The 16,805-nt window shown below is 69.5% G+C and carries 19 protein-coding genes; 10 read left to right on the top strand and 9 right to left on the bottom strand.

Going from position 1 to position 16,805, the window contains the following annotated elements; all coding sequences use genetic code 11:
* The first annotated feature begins 7 nt into the window (after nucleotides 1-7).
* From AC1RB9_RS13015 to AC1RB9_RS13000, 4 genes are all read left to right on the top strand, one after another.
* A complete protein-coding gene (locus AC1RB9_RS13015; protein ID WP_003089781.1) occupies nucleotides 8-706 on the top strand; it encodes a fumarylacetoacetate hydrolase family protein in 699 nt (232 codons plus the stop codon).
* Between the two features lie 77 nt (nucleotides 707-783).
* Entirely contained in the window at nucleotides 784-2,130 is a 1,347-nt protein-coding gene (locus AC1RB9_RS13010) for an MFS transporter (RefSeq protein WP_003451359.1), read from the top strand.
* Nucleotides 2,131-2,142: 12 nt separating this feature from the next.
* Complete coding sequence (gene maiA, locus AC1RB9_RS13005) at nucleotides 2,143-2,787, top strand: maleylacetoacetate isomerase (RefSeq protein WP_003451362.1); 645 nt, start codon at nucleotides 2,143-2,145, stop codon at nucleotides 2,785-2,787.
* A 41-nt stretch (nucleotides 2,788-2,828) separates the two neighbouring features.
* Nucleotides 2,829-3,740 (top strand): SphA family protein, encoded by a 912-nt coding sequence (locus AC1RB9_RS13000; protein WP_003451365.1) that lies wholly within the window; start codon nucleotides 2,829-2,831, stop codon nucleotides 3,738-3,740.
* Here the strand turns inward: AC1RB9_RS13000 and AC1RB9_RS12995 are convergent.
* From AC1RB9_RS12995 to dsbD, 4 genes are all read right to left on the bottom strand, one after another.
* Complete coding sequence (locus tag AC1RB9_RS12995) at nucleotides 3,722-5,056, bottom strand: cytochrome P450 (protein ID WP_003116880.1); 1,335 nt, start codon at nucleotides 5,054-5,056, stop codon at nucleotides 3,722-3,724. The genes AC1RB9_RS13000 and AC1RB9_RS12995 overlap by 19 nt on opposite strands.
* Before the next feature lie 72 nt (nucleotides 5,057-5,128).
* Nucleotides 5,129-5,899: a thiol:disulfide interchange protein DsbG gene (dsbG, locus tag AC1RB9_RS12990; protein WP_003089790.1), complete on the bottom strand. Its 771-nt coding sequence runs from the start codon at nucleotides 5,897-5,899 to the stop codon at nucleotides 5,129-5,131.
* Complete coding sequence (locus AC1RB9_RS12985; protein WP_003089792.1) at nucleotides 5,896-6,732, bottom strand: TlpA family protein disulfide reductase; 837 nt, start codon at nucleotides 6,730-6,732, stop codon at nucleotides 5,896-5,898. Before AC1RB9_RS12985 ends, dsbG begins: the two co-directional genes overlap by 4 nt.
* Nucleotides 6,732-8,501, bottom strand: a complete 1,770-nt coding sequence (gene dsbD, locus AC1RB9_RS12980) for a protein-disulfide reductase DsbD (protein ID WP_003451371.1) — start codon at nucleotides 8,499-8,501, stop codon at nucleotides 6,732-6,734. Before dsbD ends, AC1RB9_RS12985 begins: the two co-directional genes overlap by 1 nt.
* Nucleotides 8,502-8,663: 162 nt before the next feature.
* Between dsbD and AC1RB9_RS12975 the strand changes: the two genes are divergently transcribed.
* Together AC1RB9_RS12975 and AC1RB9_RS12970 are read left to right on the top strand one after the other, a co-directional pair.
* Complete coding sequence (locus AC1RB9_RS12975; protein WP_003451374.1) at nucleotides 8,664-9,344, top strand: response regulator; 681 nt, start codon at nucleotides 8,664-8,666, stop codon at nucleotides 9,342-9,344.
* On the top strand, nucleotides 9,341-10,663 hold the full coding sequence (locus tag AC1RB9_RS12970; RefSeq protein ID WP_003103567.1) for an ATP-binding protein: 1,323 nt from the start codon (nucleotides 9,341-9,343) through the stop codon (nucleotides 10,661-10,663). The genes AC1RB9_RS12975 and AC1RB9_RS12970 overlap by 4 nt, the downstream gene beginning before the upstream one ends.
* A 175-nt stretch (nucleotides 10,664-10,838) precedes the next feature.
* On the opposite strand, the gene AC1RB9_RS12965 is transcribed toward AC1RB9_RS12970, so the two are convergent.
* From AC1RB9_RS12965 to AC1RB9_RS12950, 4 genes are all read right to left on the bottom strand, one after another.
* The gene (locus AC1RB9_RS12965; RefSeq protein WP_003103565.1) at nucleotides 10,839-11,714 is read right to left on the bottom strand and encodes a c-type cytochrome; all 876 of its coding nucleotides are present in this window, start codon (nucleotides 11,712-11,714) and stop codon (nucleotides 10,839-10,841) included.
* Nucleotides 11,711-12,364, bottom strand: a complete 654-nt coding sequence (locus tag AC1RB9_RS12960; RefSeq protein WP_003451376.1) for a c-type cytochrome — start codon at nucleotides 12,362-12,364, stop codon at nucleotides 11,711-11,713. Before AC1RB9_RS12960 ends, AC1RB9_RS12965 begins: the two co-directional genes overlap by 4 nt.
* 114 nt (nucleotides 12,365-12,478) lie before the next feature.
* Nucleotides 12,479-13,480, bottom strand: coding sequence for an LLM class flavin-dependent oxidoreductase (locus AC1RB9_RS12955; RefSeq protein WP_003089806.1), 1,002 nt, complete (start codon nucleotides 13,478-13,480; stop codon nucleotides 12,479-12,481).
* A gap of 150 nt (nucleotides 13,481-13,630) precedes the next feature.
* Nucleotides 13,631-14,245, bottom strand: coding sequence for a TetR/AcrR family transcriptional regulator (locus AC1RB9_RS12950; protein ID WP_003451378.1), 615 nt, complete (start codon nucleotides 14,243-14,245; stop codon nucleotides 13,631-13,633).
* A gap of 187 nt (nucleotides 14,246-14,432) precedes the next feature.
* Here AC1RB9_RS12950 and AC1RB9_RS12945 point away from each other — a divergent pair, with 187 nt between their 5' ends.
* Both AC1RB9_RS12945 and ptrC read left to right on the top strand, forming a co-directional pair.
* On the top strand, nucleotides 14,433-14,552 hold the full coding sequence (locus AC1RB9_RS12945; RefSeq protein WP_003089810.1) for a PA2485 family small membrane protein: 120 nt from the start codon (nucleotides 14,433-14,435) through the stop codon (nucleotides 14,550-14,552).
* 16 nt (nucleotides 14,553-14,568) lie between these two features.
* Nucleotides 14,569-14,763: a type III secretion system co-regulatory protein PtrC gene (gene ptrC, locus AC1RB9_RS12940; protein ID WP_003089814.1), complete on the top strand. Its 195-nt coding sequence runs from the start codon at nucleotides 14,569-14,571 to the stop codon at nucleotides 14,761-14,763.
* A 25-nt stretch (nucleotides 14,764-14,788) separates the two neighbouring features.
* Here the strand turns inward: ptrC and AC1RB9_RS12935 are convergent, their stop codons facing one another.
* Nucleotides 14,789-15,061 (bottom strand): hypothetical protein, encoded by a 273-nt coding sequence (locus AC1RB9_RS12935; RefSeq protein ID WP_003451381.1) that lies wholly within the window; start codon nucleotides 15,059-15,061, stop codon nucleotides 14,789-14,791.
* 97 nt (nucleotides 15,062-15,158) lie between these two features.
* On the opposite strand from AC1RB9_RS12935, the gene AC1RB9_RS12930 reads away from it, so the two are divergent.
* Together AC1RB9_RS12930 and AC1RB9_RS12925 are read left to right on the top strand one after the other, a co-directional pair.
* Nucleotides 15,159-15,923, top strand: a complete 765-nt coding sequence (locus tag AC1RB9_RS12930) for an AraC family transcriptional regulator (protein WP_003451383.1) — start codon at nucleotides 15,159-15,161, stop codon at nucleotides 15,921-15,923.
* Between the two features lie 26 nt (nucleotides 15,924-15,949).
* Nucleotides 15,950-16,765: an AraC family transcriptional regulator gene (locus tag AC1RB9_RS12925; protein ID WP_003113300.1), complete on the top strand. Its 816-nt coding sequence runs from the start codon at nucleotides 15,950-15,952 to the stop codon at nucleotides 16,763-16,765.
* Nucleotides 16,766-16,805 lie beyond the last annotated feature (40 nt).

The following is a 16,805-nucleotide window of genomic DNA, read 5'->3' as shown; positions in this document are numbered from 1 at the left end:
CCGTCCCATGAACCATCTCTTCGCGCCCGAAGCACCCGTCAGCCTCACCATCCATGGCAGCGACCAGACCTTCCCGGTGCGGCGGGTCTACTGCGTCGGCCGCAACTACGCCGCCCACGCCCGGGAAATGGGCTTCGATCCCGAGCGCGAGCCGCCGTTCTTCTTCTGCAAGCCGGCCGACGCGGTGGTCCCGGTCGCCGCCGGCAGCACCCTGGAGCTGGCCTACCCGAGCCAGACCGGCAACTACCACTACGAGATCGAACTGGTGGCGGCGATCGGCAAGGGCGGCTGCGACATCCCCCTGGAGCAGGCCGAGGAACACGTCTGGGGCTACGCGGTGGGCCTGGACATGACCCGCCGCGACCTGCAGATGCGCATGCGCGAGATGGGCCGGCCCTGGGAAATCGGCAAGGCCTTCGACCGCTCGGCGCCGATCGGCCCGCTCTACCCTGCCAGCCAGGTCGGCCATCCGCGCCACGCCGCCATCAGCCTCCAGGTCGACGGCGAGGATCGCCAGCGCAGCGACATCGACCAGTTGATCTGGTCGGTGGCGGAAACCGTCAGCTACCTGTCGCGCTTCTTCGAGCTGCGCCCCGGCGACCTGGTCTTCACCGGCACCCCGGAAGGCGTCGGCGCGGTCGAGCGCGGCGAGCGGATGCTCGGCGCCATCGACGGCCTCGGCGAACTCAGCGTCCGCGTGGTCTGACCCACCGCCCGCGCACGGCGCGGGCCCACCCTGCCCTTCATCCGGGCTGTCGCCACGGCGACGGCCGAGGAACGCTCATGCCTACGCCCGACAAGAACAACAAGATCGACGTCCAGGCTTTCATCGATGCGCAGGCGGTTTCCGCCTTCCAGTTGCGAGTGCTGTCGCTGTGCTTCCTGATCGTCGCCATGGACGGATTCGACACCGCCGCCATCGGCTTCATCGCCCCGGCCCTGGCCCACGACTGGCAACTGAGCCCGGCGCAACTCAGCCCGATCCTCGGCGCCGCGCTGGCCGGCCTGGCCCTCGGCGCCTTCGCCGCCGGCCCGCTGGCCGACCGTTTCGGACGCAAGAGCGTGCTCCTGCTCTCGGTGCTGTTCTTCGGCGGCTGGAGCCTCGCCTCGGCCTACGCCGGTTCGGTGGAAACCCTGGCCCTGCTGCGCTTTTTCACCGGCCTCGGCCTGGGCGGGGCGATGCCCAACGCGATCACCCTGACCTCCGAATACTGCCCGCGCCGGCACCGCGCGCTGATGGTCACCGCGATGTTCTGCGGCTTCACCCTCGGCTCGGCGCTGGGCGGCCTGCTCGCCGCGCGGATGGTCCCGGCGCTGGGCTGGGAAAGCGTGCTGCTGCTCGGCGGCGGCCTGCCCCTGGCGAGCCTGCCGCTGCTCTGGGCATGCCTGCCGGAGTCGGTGCGCTTCCTCGCCCGCCGCGCACCGGACGCGGCGCGCCTGCGGCGCATCCTCGAACGCCTGGGGCGCCTGCCCGACGGCTGGGCCGGACGCCTCGAACTGCCCGCCGACGAGTCCGACGGCACCTCGCCCCTGCGGCAGATCCTCGGCGCCGAGCTGCGCGGCGGCACCCTGCTGCTCTGGGCCACCTTTTTCATGGGCCTGCTGATCATCTACCTGCTGACCAACTGGCTGCCGACGCTGATCGGCGGCACCGGCTTCAGTCTCGGCGAGGCGGCGACGATCAGCGCCATGTTCCAGCTCGGCGGCACCCTCGGCGCACTCCTCCTGGGCAGCGCCATGGATCGCTTCGACGCGCACCGGGTGCTGAGCCTGGCCTACGTCGGCGGCGCCCTGTTCATCCTCGGCATCGCCAGCCTCTACCACAGCTTCGCCCTGCTGGCGCTGTGCGTCGCCGGCGTCGGTTTCTGCATCAGCGGCTCGCAGGTCGGCGCCAACGCCCTGGCCGCCGATTTCTATCCGACCCGCAGCCGCGCCACCGGGGTCAGCTGGGCCCTCGGCCTGGGCCGCATCGGCTCGATCGTCGGCTCCCTCAGCGGCGGCGCCCTGCTCGGCCTGGGCCTGGGCTTCAGCGGCATCCTCGCCCTGCTGGTGATCCCGGCGCTGCTCGCCGCCGTGGCCGTGCATCGCCTGGGCCAGCGCCGGGCCAGGCCTTCTTCCGTCACTCTCTGAACAGGACTTCCCATGCAGCTCTACAGCTTCTTCAACAGCTCCACGTCCTATCGGGTGCGTATCGCATTGGCCCTGAAAGGCCTGGATTACCAGATAGTGCCGGTCAACCTGCGGCAGGGCGAGCAACTGCGCCCGGCCGACCGCCAGCGCAACCCGATGGGCGCGCTGCCGACCCTGGTCGACGCCGACGGCCGTCGGTTCAGCCAGTCGCTGGCGATCATCGACTACCTCGACGCCGTGCAGCCCGAACCGCGCCTGATCCCTCTCGACCCGCTGCATCGCGCCCAGGCGCTGGAACTGGCCCTGCTGGTGGCCTGCGACATCCATCCGCTGAACAACGTGCGGGTGCTCAAGTACCTGACCCAGGTCCTCGGCATAGACGCCGAGGACCGCCAGCGCTGGTACGCGCACTGGGTCGCCGAGGGCCTGGCGGCGGCGGAGACCCTGCTGAACCGACACCGTCGCGGCGCCTTCTTCGCCGGCACCGCAGCGGGCATCGTCGAGTGCTGCCTGGTGCCGCAACTGGCCAACGCCCGGCGCATGGGCTGTGTCCTGGCGCCCTACCCGGCGTTGCTCGAACTGGAGGGGCGCTGCCTGGCGCTCGAAGCCTTCCAGCGCGCCAGCCCCGAGCGCCAGCCCGACTACCTGCCGGACTGACGCGCTGCCCCGTGGAAAACAACAACAAGAAGGACACGCCCATGACCACCCGCATCCGGGCCAGCCTGCTGGCCCTGCCCCTGCTGCTGCCTCCGTTCCAGGCTATCGCCGCGCTGCCGGGGATGAACCTCGGCCAGACCTCCTTCCTCGACGGCAAGGCCCTGCCCGGCACGCTGTTCCAGCAGTTCGTGAATATCTACGAGGCCGACGACTTCATGGACGCCAACGGACACCGGCGCCCGCTCGACAACCGCCTGCGCACCCTGCTCGCTACCAGCCACTTCGCCCACATCAGCCAGCACCAGCTGTTCGGCGCCTACTACGGCGCGGAAATCCTCGTCCCGGTGCTGCTCGCCGATCCCGACTTCGAACCCCACGCCGGCAGCGCCAACGGCCTCGGCAACCTGATCGTCAGTCCGTTCATCCTGCAATGGCCGCAGACCGAGCTGTTCGGCCGGCCCTACTGGCAGCGCCTGAACCTCGCCTTCCAGTTACCCACCGGGCGCTACGACAGGCATCGGGCGATCAATCCCGGCAGCAACCACTGGAGCTTCAACCCGCACTACGCGCTGACCTGGGAATTCGCCGAAGGCTGGGAAGCCAGCGCTCGCCTGCAGTACCTGTTGCCGGGCAAGAATCGCGACCCGGCGCCGCCGTTGGCCGACGACTACCTGCAACCGGGCCAGGCGTTCCACGCCAACTACTCGGTATCGCTGGCGCTGGATGCGCATTGGCGGCTCGGGTTGTCCGGCTACAGCCTGCGACAGATCACCAACGAGCGGGTCGACGGCCACGACCGCCCGGACTCCCGCGAGCGGGTCGATGCCATCGGCCCGGCGCTGATGTTCGGCTGGGGCAAGTCGCGGCTGTTCCTCAACGCCTATCACGAATACGGCGCACGCAACCGCAGCGAGGGCAGCCGGCTGATCCTGCGCTACTCGCAGGTCTTCTGAGCGTCGCCTTCCGGGACGATCGGCAAGCGCTCCAGGGTGCGGAACACCGAGCTGCGCCGCCAGCGCAGGTCCGTCGGTTCCGAGGCCAGGGCGAAACGGCGACGCACCAGGCCGCGCAATGCGCATTGCAATTCGAGCCGGGCCAGGTACGCGCCCAGGCAGTAGTGCGGACCATGGGCGAACGCCACGTGCTGCTTGGCGTTCGCTCGCTGCAACTGCAGGCGGTCGGGGGCGGCGAACATCTCCGGGTCGCGGTTCGCCGCGAGGAAGCTCAGCCAGACCTTCTCTCCAGGCGGAATCCGCTGGCCGCCGATCTCCACCTCCTCCAGGGTGCAACGCACGCCGCCGCGCACCGCGCCATCGAAGCGCAGCAGTTCCTCCACCGCGTTCGCCGCCAGCTCCGGGCACCGCCGCAGCAGGTCGAGCTGGTCGGGATGGGTGAGCAGCGCCAGCGTAGCGTTGCCGACCATGCTGATGGTGGTTTCGAAGGCGGCCATGAACACCATGGCATAGGCCGCTACCAGGTCCTCGAGGCCCAGTCCGGCCTCCAGCATCGCGGCGCCGTCGAGGATGCTCGGCGCCGCGCCGGACGGCGGGCGCGAAGAGCCATCGCTCCAGCCGCGCGCCTGGCGTTGCAGGTAGTCGCTGAAGGCGGCCGCGCTGCGGTTGATCTGCCCGGCATCGCCGTGGCTGGCGGCGAGATCGAGCCCGGCGGCCAGATCGCGGCCCCAGGGCAGCAGTTGCCCGGTATCTTCGCGGGGAAAGCCGAACAGCTCGGCGGCCACCCGGATCGTCAGCGGTTCGGCGAAATCCCTGAGCAGATCGGGCTCGCGGCGCTCCAGCAAGCTGTCGAGGAGTTCTTCCACCAGCACCTCGATGCGCGCTTCCCAGCGGCGCACGGCGTCGGGGCCGAAGGCCGGAGCGAACAGCCTGCGCAGGCGGGTGTGCCGCGGCGCGTCGTTGAACAGCATGAAGTTGTCGTAGAAGCGCGCCAGCGGTTGCAATTGCTGGTGGCCGAACCAGCTGGCGCCGCCCTGGCGGACGCCGGCGGCGCCAAGGCGAGCGGGGTCGGCGGAGAAACGGCGGTCGCGCAGGCACGCCGAAACATCGGCATAGCGACTGATCCACCAGATCGAGGCCTGGTCGCGGCAGACCGGCGCACGGGAGCGGATCAGCCGCAACAGCGGATAGGGATCGGCGACGAAGTCGGGATGGTAGGTGTGGATGTCGAAACCGTCGCTCCGCGGGGCGAGCGCCGGACGCTGAGCGTCATGGCGCGGCTGCGCGCTGCCTTCCTCGCTGAATGCGTCGTCCATGGCCCTTGCTCCGCTGGGTTGGCGTAACGCAGGGAGTATAGATGGCCGGCGGCTCGGCGCCGGCCCGGAGGATCAGCGCGGACCGAGGATCTCCGCCAACTGGTCCGGCTGCGGCGCGCCCTGTTGCTGCTGCATGCGCCCCTCGGCATTGAGATAGAAGATCGCCGGGGTCGCCGCGGCGCCCATCGACTCCATCAGTTCCATGTTGCCGGCGAGCTGCTTGCGCACCGCCGCCGGGATCTTCGCCAGCGGCTTCAGGGTGCTGGCCTTGCCCGCCTGCTCATGGTCGTGCAGGGCCTTCTGCGGGTCCTTGCTGGCCAGCAGCGCGGCGGACTTGGCTTCGCTGTCCTCGCGGATGATGCCGACCATGATATGCCGCAACTGCACCTTGCCGGCATCCACCCAGGGTCGCGCCTGCTCCCAGAACATGGTGCAGTACGGGCAGTTCGGGTCGCTGAACAGGTAGACCACGCGCGGCGCGTCGGCACGGCCATCGGCGATCCAGGCGCTCTGCTCCATCTTCTGCCACATTTCCTTGGCCAGCGGCGCATACACCAGGCGCTCCAGCGGTTCGCGGCTGAGGTCCTTGCCCTGGGCGTCGAACAGGTGGCCGGTGAGTACGTGCTTGCCGTCGGGCGTCAGGTACAGCGCCATGCCCTGGTTCTGGTATTCGGCGGCGTAGCCGCGCAGGCCATCCGGGGCGTCGAAGCTGCCGAGGATGCGGGCGCCCTTCTCCTGGACCATGCGGATCGGCGCCGGCAGCTCCTCCGCCGCCGTGGCCAGGCCGGCGTTGAGGAGGGTCAGGCCCAGGCCAAGGGTGATCAGGTTGCGCGGCAGTCTCATTCGGAACTCCTGGTTGCGGGGGCGGCAGCGGCCGGCTCGAAGGCTTCGAGGTAGCGCGCCAGGCTGCCGCGGGACAGTTCGCCGAGATGGCTGCCCAGCAGGCGGCCCTCGGCGGTGTAGAAAACGGTGGTGGGCAAGGCGACCGAGCCGACCTGCTGGCCAAGCTGCCCGCCGTTGTCGAACAGCAGGTTGTCCAGGCGCAGGTTCTCGCCCTGGAGGAAATGGCGCACGGTCTCGGCGCTCTCGCCCTGGTTGGCGAAGAGGAACACTACGTCGGGATTCTCCGCCTGCGCCTGTTGCAGCACCGGCATCTCGCGCCGACACGGCGGGCACCAACTGGCCCAGAGGTTGATCACCAGCGGGCGGCCCCGGAAATCGGCCAGTTGCACCGACTCGCCGGCGGCGTTGCGCAGGCTCAGTTCGGGCAGGCGCGTACCGCGCTCGTAGATGCCCAGGCCCAGGCTGCCAAGCAGCCAGAACGCCAGTCCGAGGCTGGCGCCGACACCCAGCGAGCGACGTAGCGCCGGTCGCCGCCAGGCCCAGAACAGCGCGCCGAGCACAGCGGCGAGCAGGCCTGGCCAGGCGAGGAAACCGCCATCGCGGATATCCAGCATCTGTGCGAAGTCGCCACGGTACTGCGGCCAGTAGCGCACCACGAAGGCCAGGCGCGCCACCAGCAGGCCGAGCAACAACAGGTTGAACAGCACCGGCTCGGCGTTGCGCCCGCCGCCGCGCGCCGCCAGCCAACCACCGAGCAGCGCGGCGCCGAGGGCGAGGAACAGCAGCAGGTGTTGCAGCGAGACCACCAGCGGCCCCAGGGAAAAACTCAGCATCAGCCGCGCTCCCGGGTCGCCTGCCAATGGGCGAGGAAGCCGCCGGCGTCGACTTCGCCGGTCAACCGGCGCGCGCGGCGCTCCTCGCCTTCCGGGCCGATCCAGATCAGGCTCGGCGGGCCGGGTACCTGGTAGCGGTGCAGCAGCTCGCGGCTGGCGGCGTTATCCGCGGTCACGTCGAGCCGCAGCAGGCGCACGCCCTGCAGGGCGGCGAGCACATCGGGCTTGGCGAACACCTGTTTCTCCATGATCCGGCAGGACACGCACCAGTCAGCGTAGTAGTCGAGCAGCACCCATTGTCCCTCGGCCTTGGCCGCAGCCAACTGACGGTCCAGCTCGGCCGGCTGGCTCACCGTGAGGAACGCCTCGTGGGCGCTGGCCGTCGGCGTAGCGCCCCGGTTCGCCGCCGCATACACCTGTAGCGGACGCCAGGGGTCGTCGGCCCCGGCCGCGGCGCCCAGCAACATCGCCGCGCCCCAGAGACCGAAGATGCAGCCCGCCGCGCCGAACAGCACCGCGTGCCGCGCCAGGCCTCGCGCCGTGTGCAGCGCGGCGTAGGCCAGGACCAGCAGCAACGCGCCGCCAAGGCCGATCCACAGCGCCTCGCCGAGCAGCGGACGCAGGAGTATCCAGGCGGTGCCGAGGAAAAGGAAGCCGAACACGCCCTTGACCAGGTTCATCCAGGGACCGGGCTTGGGCAGGAAGCGGCTGCCGACCGTCACCAGCAGCAACAGCGGCATGCCGATGCCGAGGCCCAGGCTGAACAGCACCAGGCCGCCATGCAGGGCATTGCCGGTCTGCGCGATATAGAGCAAGGCGCCGGCCAGCGGCGCGGTCATGCACGGTCCCACCAGCAGCCCGGACAACGCGCCGAGCGCAGCGGCACCGGCCAGGCTGCCGCCCTTGCGGCCGCGACTGAGACCGTCGAGGCGGTCGCGCAGGGCAGCCGGCAGTTGCAGCTCGAAGAAGCCGAACATCGGCAGCGCGAGGAACACGAACAGCGCGGCGAAGCTGCCCAGCAGCCACGGCTGTTGCAGCCAGGCCTGCAGGTTGCCGCCAAGCAGCGCCGCGACCACCCCGAGGCCGGCGTAGACCAGCGCCATGCTCAGCACGTAGCTACCGGCCAGCAGCAGGCCGCGACGAGGGCCGGCGCCGCTGCCGACCACCAGCCCGGCGAGGATCGGCAGCATCGGCAGCGAACAGGGAGCGAACGCCAGCAGCAGGCCGAGGCCGAAGAACAGCAACAGGCTCCAGGCCAGGTTGCCGGCCTGCAGGCTGCCGGCCAGGCCCTGGTCCTCGGCGACTTCGCCGCTCGTCCCGGCGACGGCGGCGGCAGGGCCGGTACCGCCCAGGTCGAGCGCCTGGCTCTGCGGCGGATAGCACAGGCCGGCATCAGCGCAGCCCTGCCAGCCCAGGCGCAGTTGTCCGGCGGCGGCCGCCGGCAGGGTCAGTTCCAGGCTCTGGCGATAGACCTGCGACTCGCCGAAGAACTCGTCGCTGTGGCTTTCGCCCGGCGGCAACTGCGGCTGCAAGGCCGGGTCGAGTCCGTCGAAGCGCAGGCGCTTCTGGTACAGGTAGTAGCCCGGCGCGATCTGCCAGCGCAGTTGCACCTGGCCGTCGTCGAGGCGCTCCCAGGTGAAGCGGAAGGCTTTCTCCACCGGCAGGAAATCCGTCTGCGTCGCGCCGCGCGGCGCGAACAGGTCGTCGCCCGGTTGCGCCTGGGACAGGCCCGGCAGCAGGAGCATCAGGAGCAGGATCAACACACGCATGGATAACGCCTTCTACGATGAACTCGGCGGCAGCATGGCCAGCGACGATTAACAGGCCGTTAACGCGGCCACGGGAAAACCCCGGCGACGCGCCGGGCGGGGCATAATCCTGGCTTAATTCGCCCGCTTCAGACTCCTATCCCTTTAACCAGCGATACCGCCATGCATGTACTGCTCACCGAAGACGACGACCTGATCGCCAGCGGCATCGTCGCCGGCCTCATCGCCCAGGGCCTGACCGTGGACCGGGTGGCCAGCGCCGCCGATACCCAGGCGCTGCTCCAGGTGGCGCGCTTCGACGTGCTGGTCCTCGATCTCGGCCTGCCCGACGAGGACGGCCTGCGCCTGCTGCAGCGCCTGCGCCAGCAGGGCGTCGACCTGCCGGTGCTGGTGCTGACCGCGCGCGACGCGGTGACCGACCGGGTCGCCGGGCTGCAGGCCGGCGCCGACGACTACCTGCTCAAGCCCTTCGACCTGCGCGAACTCGGCGCCCGCCTGCATACCTTGCAGCGGCGCTCCGCCGGGCGTTGCGTCAACGTCATCGAACACGGCCGCCTCAGCTACGATCCGAGCACCCGCGAAACCTGGCTCGACGGCCGCCCCGTGGAACTGTCGCGACGCGAACAGGCGCTGTTGCAGGCATTGCTCAACAACCGCGGGCGGATCCTCAGCGGCGAGCAGCTCAAGGACAGCGTCTATGGCTTCGGCGACGAGGTCGAGAGCAACGCCCTCAACGTCCACATCCATCACCTGCGGCGCAAGCTCGGCAACGCCATCGTGCAGACCGTGCGCGGCCTCGGCTACCGCCTCGGGCCGGCGCGCGGCGACGGAGACGACGCATGAGCCTGCGCCTGCGCCTGACCCTGATCCTCGGCTCGGCCTTCATCCTGCTCTGGTCGCTGGCCGCGGCCTGGATGCTCTGCGACCTGCGCGGACAGATGATGCGCTCCTTCGACCAACGCCTGGCGGCCTCGGCGCGGATGGTTGCCGGCCTGCTCCAGCAGTTGCCGCAGCCGCAGCCGGCGGACGGCCAGACCACGCGCCTGAGCGCGGAGCAACTGGGAATTCCCAACGGCATGGCCTGCCAGGTCAGCTCACTGCGCGGCGAAGTCCTGGCGCAGAGCCATGCCACCCCGGAGCGGGCGCTGGACAGCACCGCCAGCGGCTTCCGCGACCAGGAAATCAACGGCGTGCTGTGGCGCAGCTTCACCGTGCAGGCCGGCGATCTGCGGGTCAGCACCGCCGACCGCCTGGAAGAGCGCGACGTGCTGCAACGCTCGGTGGTTGTGGCCGCCGCGGTGCCGGTGACGGTCGCCCTGCTCGGCAGCCTGGCCCTGCTCTGGCTCGGCGCCGGCCAGGGTCTGGCGCCGCTCAAGCGGATTCGCGACGCCCTCACCCGACGTGGCGCCGACTCGCTGGAGCCACTGGAGCTGGCGGCCCTGCCGAGCGAACTGAAGCCGCTGGTGGAAACCCAGAACCAGTTGTTCCAGCGCATCGCCCAGGCCATCGAACGCGAGCGACGCCTGACCGGCGATGCCGCCCACGAGCTGCGCAGCCCGCTGACCGCGATCAAGACCCACCTGCAGGTCGCGCGCATGACCGAGGGCGCCGCCGCCGAGCAGGCCCTGGCCCACGCCGAGGAAGGCGCCGACCGTCTGCACCGGACGCTGGACCAGCTGTTGCTGCTGGCGCGGGTGGAAGGCAGCCTGTCGTTCGACGACGGCGTGCAATGCAGCGCCGAGGACGCCGCCCGGGTAGCCATGCACGACGCCGGCCACGGCGACGTGCGGATGTTCGAGCTGAAGCTGGCCGACGGCTTGTCCGAGGCGCCGCTGGAAGTCCCCTCGGTGCTGGCCATCGCCGCGCTGCGCAACCTGCTGGACAACGCCCTGCGCCACACCGCCGCCGGCACCCGGGTGGAGCTGGCGGTGGAAACCGCGCAAGGCTGCGCGCGCTTCCACGTCCGCGACCACGGTCCGGGCATCGCCGAAACCGACCTGCCGCACCTCACCCGGCGTTTCTGGCGCCACGGCAAGAGCGGCGGCAGCGGGCTCGGCCTGGCCATCGTCCAGGCTATCGTGCAACGCTGCCAATGCCGGCTGGACTTCGACAGCCGCGCGGACGGCCTGCGGGTGACGCTGGAAATGCCGCTGCGCGAGTGATGCGCGGGCCCACCCGCCAACCGGCCCCCGTAGGGCGAATAGCCGCCCGCGGCTATCCGCCGGACCGAGGCCCAGGCATCGGCGGATAACGCCGTTGGCGTTATCCGCCCTACCCCCGCGCCGACCTGCTTCCGCCGGACCGGGTCTCCGTCCTGCGGACGCCAGGCCACGAGGGTCAGATTCCCTGTCCCAGCAGCACGCCGTTGACCTTCTGTCCGTACAGGTTGACGCCGTCGTTGGCATGGAACTTCTGCCGCGTCTTCTCCACCGAACCGTCCACCAGGCGCGGGTCCTGCGGGCGCTCGTGGCTGTTCATGAAGGCGGCGACGTCCCAGGCGTCGCGGTCGCTGAGGGTACCGGGCTTGCCCAGCGGCATGTTGTACTTGATGAAGGAGGCCGCGGTGTTGATGCGGTGCATGCCCGCGCCCCAGTTGAACGACTGCGCGCCCCACAGCGGTGGGAACACCGTCTGCCCCAGAGCCATCTGGCCCTGGCCGTCGGCGCCGTGGCAGATCGCGCACTGCGCGGCATAGACCTTGGCGCCGCGCTCGATGCTGTAGCCGCCTTCCGGCGGGGCCACGTCCGGATAGCCGCGTCCGGGCAGGCTGACCCCGGTCGGCGCCTGGCTCGCCAGCCAATAGGCGTAGACGGTCAGGGCCTTGATCTCCGGGCTGTCGGCCGCCGGCACCTTGCCGTTCATGCTGAACTGGAAGCAGCCCTGCAGGCGCTCGGCGAACGTATTGACCTTGTTGTTCTTGGCACGGAACGCCGGATAGACCGGGTAGGCCGCCCACTGCGGCGCGGAGTTGGCCCGGCGGCCCTGGTCGAGATGGCAGTTGACGCAGTTGAGCTGGTTACCGACCAGATGCGGCGCGTTCTTCCGGGTTTCCACGAACAGCGCCTGGCCCTGGCGGACCATTTCGCCGAAGGCGTTGTCCGGGAGGCTGCTTTCCGCCGGCGGCTGGAACGGCTCCGAGGGCGCCGTTGCCGCGTGGACGGGAGCGACCAGCAGGCCGGCGACGGCCAGGGAAAGGATCGACGGCATGTTCATGGCTGGCCTCCTGCCTGACCGAGGGTGGCGAAGAACTGGCTGACGCTGCGGATCTCCTCTTCGCTGAGGGATTTGGCGATATGTCCCATCAGATCGTTCGGGTCGTTGCGGCGAGTGCCAAGCTGCCAGGCGCGCAACTGGTTGCTCAGGTACATCTCGCCCTGCCCCTGCAACGGCGGGAAGGCCTCCCCCACGCCGCTGCCGGCCGGACCGTGACAGGTCACGCACTCGGGAATGTTGCGCTCCCAGGCGCCACGCACCGCCAGGGTCTCGCCGGGGCTGCGCGGGGTGGCCACGCGCGACAGCTCCACCAGCTTGGGCGCCGGCATTGCCGCGAGGGTAGTGGCGAGCGCCTGGATCTCGTCGTCGCCGAGAGCATCGGCTATGCCCTTCATCACCGGGTGCTCGCGACTGCCGCCCTGCTTGAGGTCGTGCAGCTGCTTGCTCAGGTAGGCGGCGGGAAGGCCCGCCAGGCGCGGAAAGCCGGCGGCGGCCAGGCCCATGCCATCGGCGCCGTGGCAGGTGACGCAGGCCGCGGCGGCCGGGTTGGCGCCGCCCTGGGTATAGAGTTTCTGGCCGTCGACGGCGGCCTGGGCCGTCGCCGCCAGCAAGGCGGTCAATGAAAACAGCAGTCGGTGTGCAACCGGCATGGCAGGGTTCCTCTCTGGCTTATTGTTTTTAGTTCTAAGTTTAGAACCAAAAAACCTATCGCCGAAAGACCCTACCGCACGCAGGTCTACATCATTTTCCCTACAGGCCCCGGATCACGCCCCTTTCAGCCCCGCGACGATTTCGCAAGAGCGCAGCCGATGGGCGTGCTCGTAGAAGTCGCTGGTGAAGATAAGCTCGTCGGCGCCGGTCTGCTCCAGGAGGATCTCCAGGCGCGCACGAACCTTCTCCGGACCGCCGATCACCGCCAGGCCGAAGAAGCTGCCGACCGCATCCTGCTCGTGGGGCAGCCACAACGGCGCCATGCTTTCCACCGGGGGCTTCTGTTTCAGGCTCTCGCCGCGGATCAGCGCCAGCACGCGCTGGAAGGCGGTAGTGGCGAGGAACTCGGCCTCTTCGTCGGTAGGTGCGGCGATCAGCGGCACGCCGATCATCGCGTAAGGTTTGTCGAGTACCGCCGAGGGCTGGAAGTTGCTGCGGTAGATGCGCAGCGCCTCGTGCAGGTAACGCGGTGCGAAATGCGAAGCGAAGGCATAGGGCAAGCCTTTCTGCGCCGCCAGGTGAGCGCTGAACAGGCTCGAACCGAGTAGCCAGATCGGCACCTGGGTACCCTCGCCCGGCACCGCCAGCAGGCTCTGCTGGGAACGGCGCGGGCCGAGCAGCATTTCCAGCTCGGCGACCTGCTCGGGGAAGTCGTCGCCGTTGCCCAGGCGGTCGCGACGCAAGGCGCGCATGGTCGCCTGGTCGGCGCCCGGGGCGCGGCCAAGGCCGAGGTCGATGCGGCCCGGGTAGAGCGTCTCCAGGGTGCCGAAGTTTTCCGCCACCACCAACGGCGCATGGTTCGGCAGCATCACCCCACCCGAGCCGACGCGGATCCGCGAGGTGCCACCAGCGATATGGCCGATCAGCAGCGCGGTGGCGGAGCTGGCGATGCCATCCATGTTGTGGTGCTCGGCCAGCCAGAAACGGTTGAAGCCCAGGCGCTCCACATGGCGCGCCAGGTCCAGGGAATTGTGCAGGGCTTCGGCCACGCTGCCGCCGGTGCGCACCGGCACCAGGTCGAGCATGGACAGGGGGATATCAGCAAGCGTTGTCATGAAGGCTCCAATCGGCAGCGGGCGATGGCCAGGGCGCGAGACACGCGCGGAAGGACCTCGCCCGGGGTTTGGATCAATTCTATATCACGCGTTATAGTTTTTGCCCACGGAGAATCCATGGGCTTTTTCCAGCCAAGGAGCGCTGTGGCGTCAGGCGGCCTCGACCGCCAGCAGGGAATCCCAGGCCGCCATCGCGCAGCGGCCGATGGCCAGCAACTGCTGGCGGCTGGCGCCGTCGCGGGCCTGGATCGACAGGCCCTGGAGCACGCTGCTGTAGAAACTGGTGAGCGCGTCGAGATCGGCTCCGGTCGGCACGTCGCCGTCGGCCACGCCTCGTGCGAAACGCTCGCGCAGCAGGCGCGCGGCGCGCCGCCGGTGATCGCGCAGGTAGTCTTCGACGCCTTTGTTGGCCGGCGAGAAATTGGTCGTGCTGAGGTCGACCAGGCAACCGCGCGGCTTGCCTTCGGTGGTGTAGCTGACGGCGGCGCTTTCCAGCAGCGCGGCGATTGACTCGCGCGCCGTCGGCAGGGCGAAGGCGCCCTTGGAAAGCTGGCACTCCTGGCTCAGGTAGAGTTCCACCGCCGAACGGAACAGCGCCTCCTTGGAACCATAGGCGGCATACATGCTCGGCGCGCAGATGCCACCCATGGCCTCCTTCAGCGCGGCCATGGTCGCGCCTTCGTAGCCGGCCTCCCAGAACACGTCGAGCGCCCGGCGCAATGCCTGTTCACGATCGAAGCCGCAGGGGCGTCCACGCTTGGCCATGGGAATTCCTGAGAAAAAAACACGTCATATGGTAACACCGGCGAACAGTCGCAAGGCTGGAGGGGGTCGCTTGATCCATCACCGCGCTCGATATACACCATGCAGGCTTTTTACTTCTGCCGGTTCTCCCGCTGGGCAAACATGCTCTCCAAGGGCAGACGCCCACCCTTCCCCAGGAGAACCGATCATGTCCAGCTTCAGCGCCCTCGCCAGCTACTTCGCCGCTTCCGCGTTCTACAGCAATGCAGTGACCCCTACTCGCCCGGTTCAGGCCAGCGCGCCCGCGCCGACCAGCGAGAAAAAATGAGCCCAAGGAGGCATCCATGCTCTCAGCCCGCTCCCGCAAGGCCCCGACCTATGGCGTCACCTATGTGAGCCTCGAGGATTGCACCCTGCACTTCGAGACCGAGTACATCATCGAGCGCCGCGACGGCAGCCTCGCGCACATGCCGATGCGCACGCCGGTCAGTGAGCGCGAAGCCCTGCAACGCCTGATCGAAAGCTGCATCGACGACTGATACCTCCAGTGCCCGTGTGCCGCTCTCAGGAGCGGCCAGCGGCGTTTTCCCAATCCGCCACCAGCGTCCGCAGTCGCACGTCGCGCAGTTCGAAGAGTTCCAGCAGCCCCAGTGCCCGGATCGCCGGCAGCAGGGCGCGCAGGTCTTCTTCAGCCTGCCGCCGTTGCGCCGCGGGCAGTTCCTCCTCAAGCAGCAGCCGGGCGTTGGCGATGAACGCGCCGACGCTGCCCTTGCGTATCTCCACGCCGCCCAGGCGGATGCGGTCCTGTCGGTCGGGAAGGATGTCTTCGGCTTTCATGGCGTGCTCCAGGCAAGAATGATGAGCCGCCAGGCTACATCCGCAGTCGAATGGCCTATTATCCATCCCAAGCCAATCATCGTCGCTTTTCCGCCAAATGCTTCCGGAACCCCTGCCCGTCCCGCTCTTCGCCCTGCGCATCGACCGCGCAGCCAGCCGCACGGCCTCCCACCGCCATGCCTGCGGCCAGCTCTACTGCCTGGAGCGCGGCCTTCTGGTGGTCGAGGACGAGCATGGCCGCCAGGCCCTGCCTCCGCGCCAGATCGCCTGGATCCCACCGGGTCACCCACACTCGGCGCACTCCCACGGCAGCCTGGAGGGCTGGAGCGCCTACCTCGCCGCCGAACACTGCCGCGACCTGCCCCGGCACCCCGGCGTGCTCGCCTGCTCGGCTTTCGTGGCGCTGATCGTCGAACGCGCCACCCGCTGGCCGACCGGCTCCGCCTGGAGCACCGAACGCGAGAACCTGCTGCGCGTGCTGCTGGACGAACTGCGCCACGCCGTGCCCCAGCGGACCCGCCTGCCCTATCCGGGGGATTCGCGCCTGCGCAGGATCGCCGAGGCATTGCTGGCCAACCCCGGCGATCCGCGGCCGGCGGCCGAATGGGCACGCTGGGCGGGCCTCAGCAGCCGTAGCCTGAGCCGGCTGTTCGGCGCCGAGACCGGTATGAGCTTCGCGCAATGGCGGCAACTGGCGCGACTGCACGCGGCCGTCGAACGGCTGGCAGCGGGCCAGGCGGTCGGCGAGGTCGCCTGGTCGCTCGGCTACGAAAGCCCGAGCAGCTTCGCCAGTGCCTTCCGCACAGTATTCGGCGAGACGCCGTCCGGCTATTCCAGTCGCGCCAACGAAGCGCTAGCCTGAACCTTCCGCGCCACGAGCCTTTCCCCATGAGCCACGCCAATACGCCCCGCGACTGGGTTCGACGCGCCCCGCAACACGGTGCGGTGGAACGCATCGAGGCTTACTTCGCCGGCCACGGCTACGATCCGCATCGCCACGACACCTATGCCATCGGCCAGACCCTGGCCGGGGTGCAGAGCTTCCGCTATCGCCGCAGTCAGCGCCACAGCCTGCCGGGCGGCTGCCTGGTGCTGCATCCCGACGAGCTGCACGACGGCGAGGCCGGCAGCCAGGAAGGGTTCCGCTACCGGATGCTCTACGTCGAGCCGGCGCTGATCCAGCAGGCCCTCGGCGGCCGGCCGCTGCCGTTCGTGCGCGGGGGCTTGTCCGACGACCCGCGCCTGATCGCCGCCAGCCGGGCCCTGCTACAGGCCATGGATACCCCGCTGGAGCCGCTGGAAGAACAGGACGCCCTGTTCGAACTGGCCCACGCCCTCGACGCCGTGGCCGGCAACCGGGCGCGCGGCAGGCGCCACTTCGACTTCGTCGCCGCCGAGCGCGCCCGGCAGTACATCCACGCGCACCTGGAGCGCCCGCTGGGCCTCGACGAACTGGCGCAGGTCGCCCAGCGCGAACGCTGGAGCCTGTCGCGCGATTTCCGCGCGCTGTTCGGCACCAGCCCCTACCGCTACCTGATCCAGCGCCGGCTGGACATCGCCCGCCGGCTGATGCTCGGCGGCCAGACGCTGGCCGAAGCCGCGCTTGCCGCCGGTTTCGCCGACCAGAGCCACATGACCCGCCATTTCGGCCAGAGCTACGGCCTGCCGCCGGCACGCTGGCTGCGTATGCTCGGCCGCGCCTAGCCAGGTTGCACGATCATCCAAGACCGCCCGCTCCGTAGCC

The organism is Pseudomonas sp. 20-5 (genome assembly GCF_056782835.1).
The sequence above is the reverse complement of the archived record's forward strand: the minus strand, read 5'-3'. Positions and strand labels throughout refer to the sequence as shown.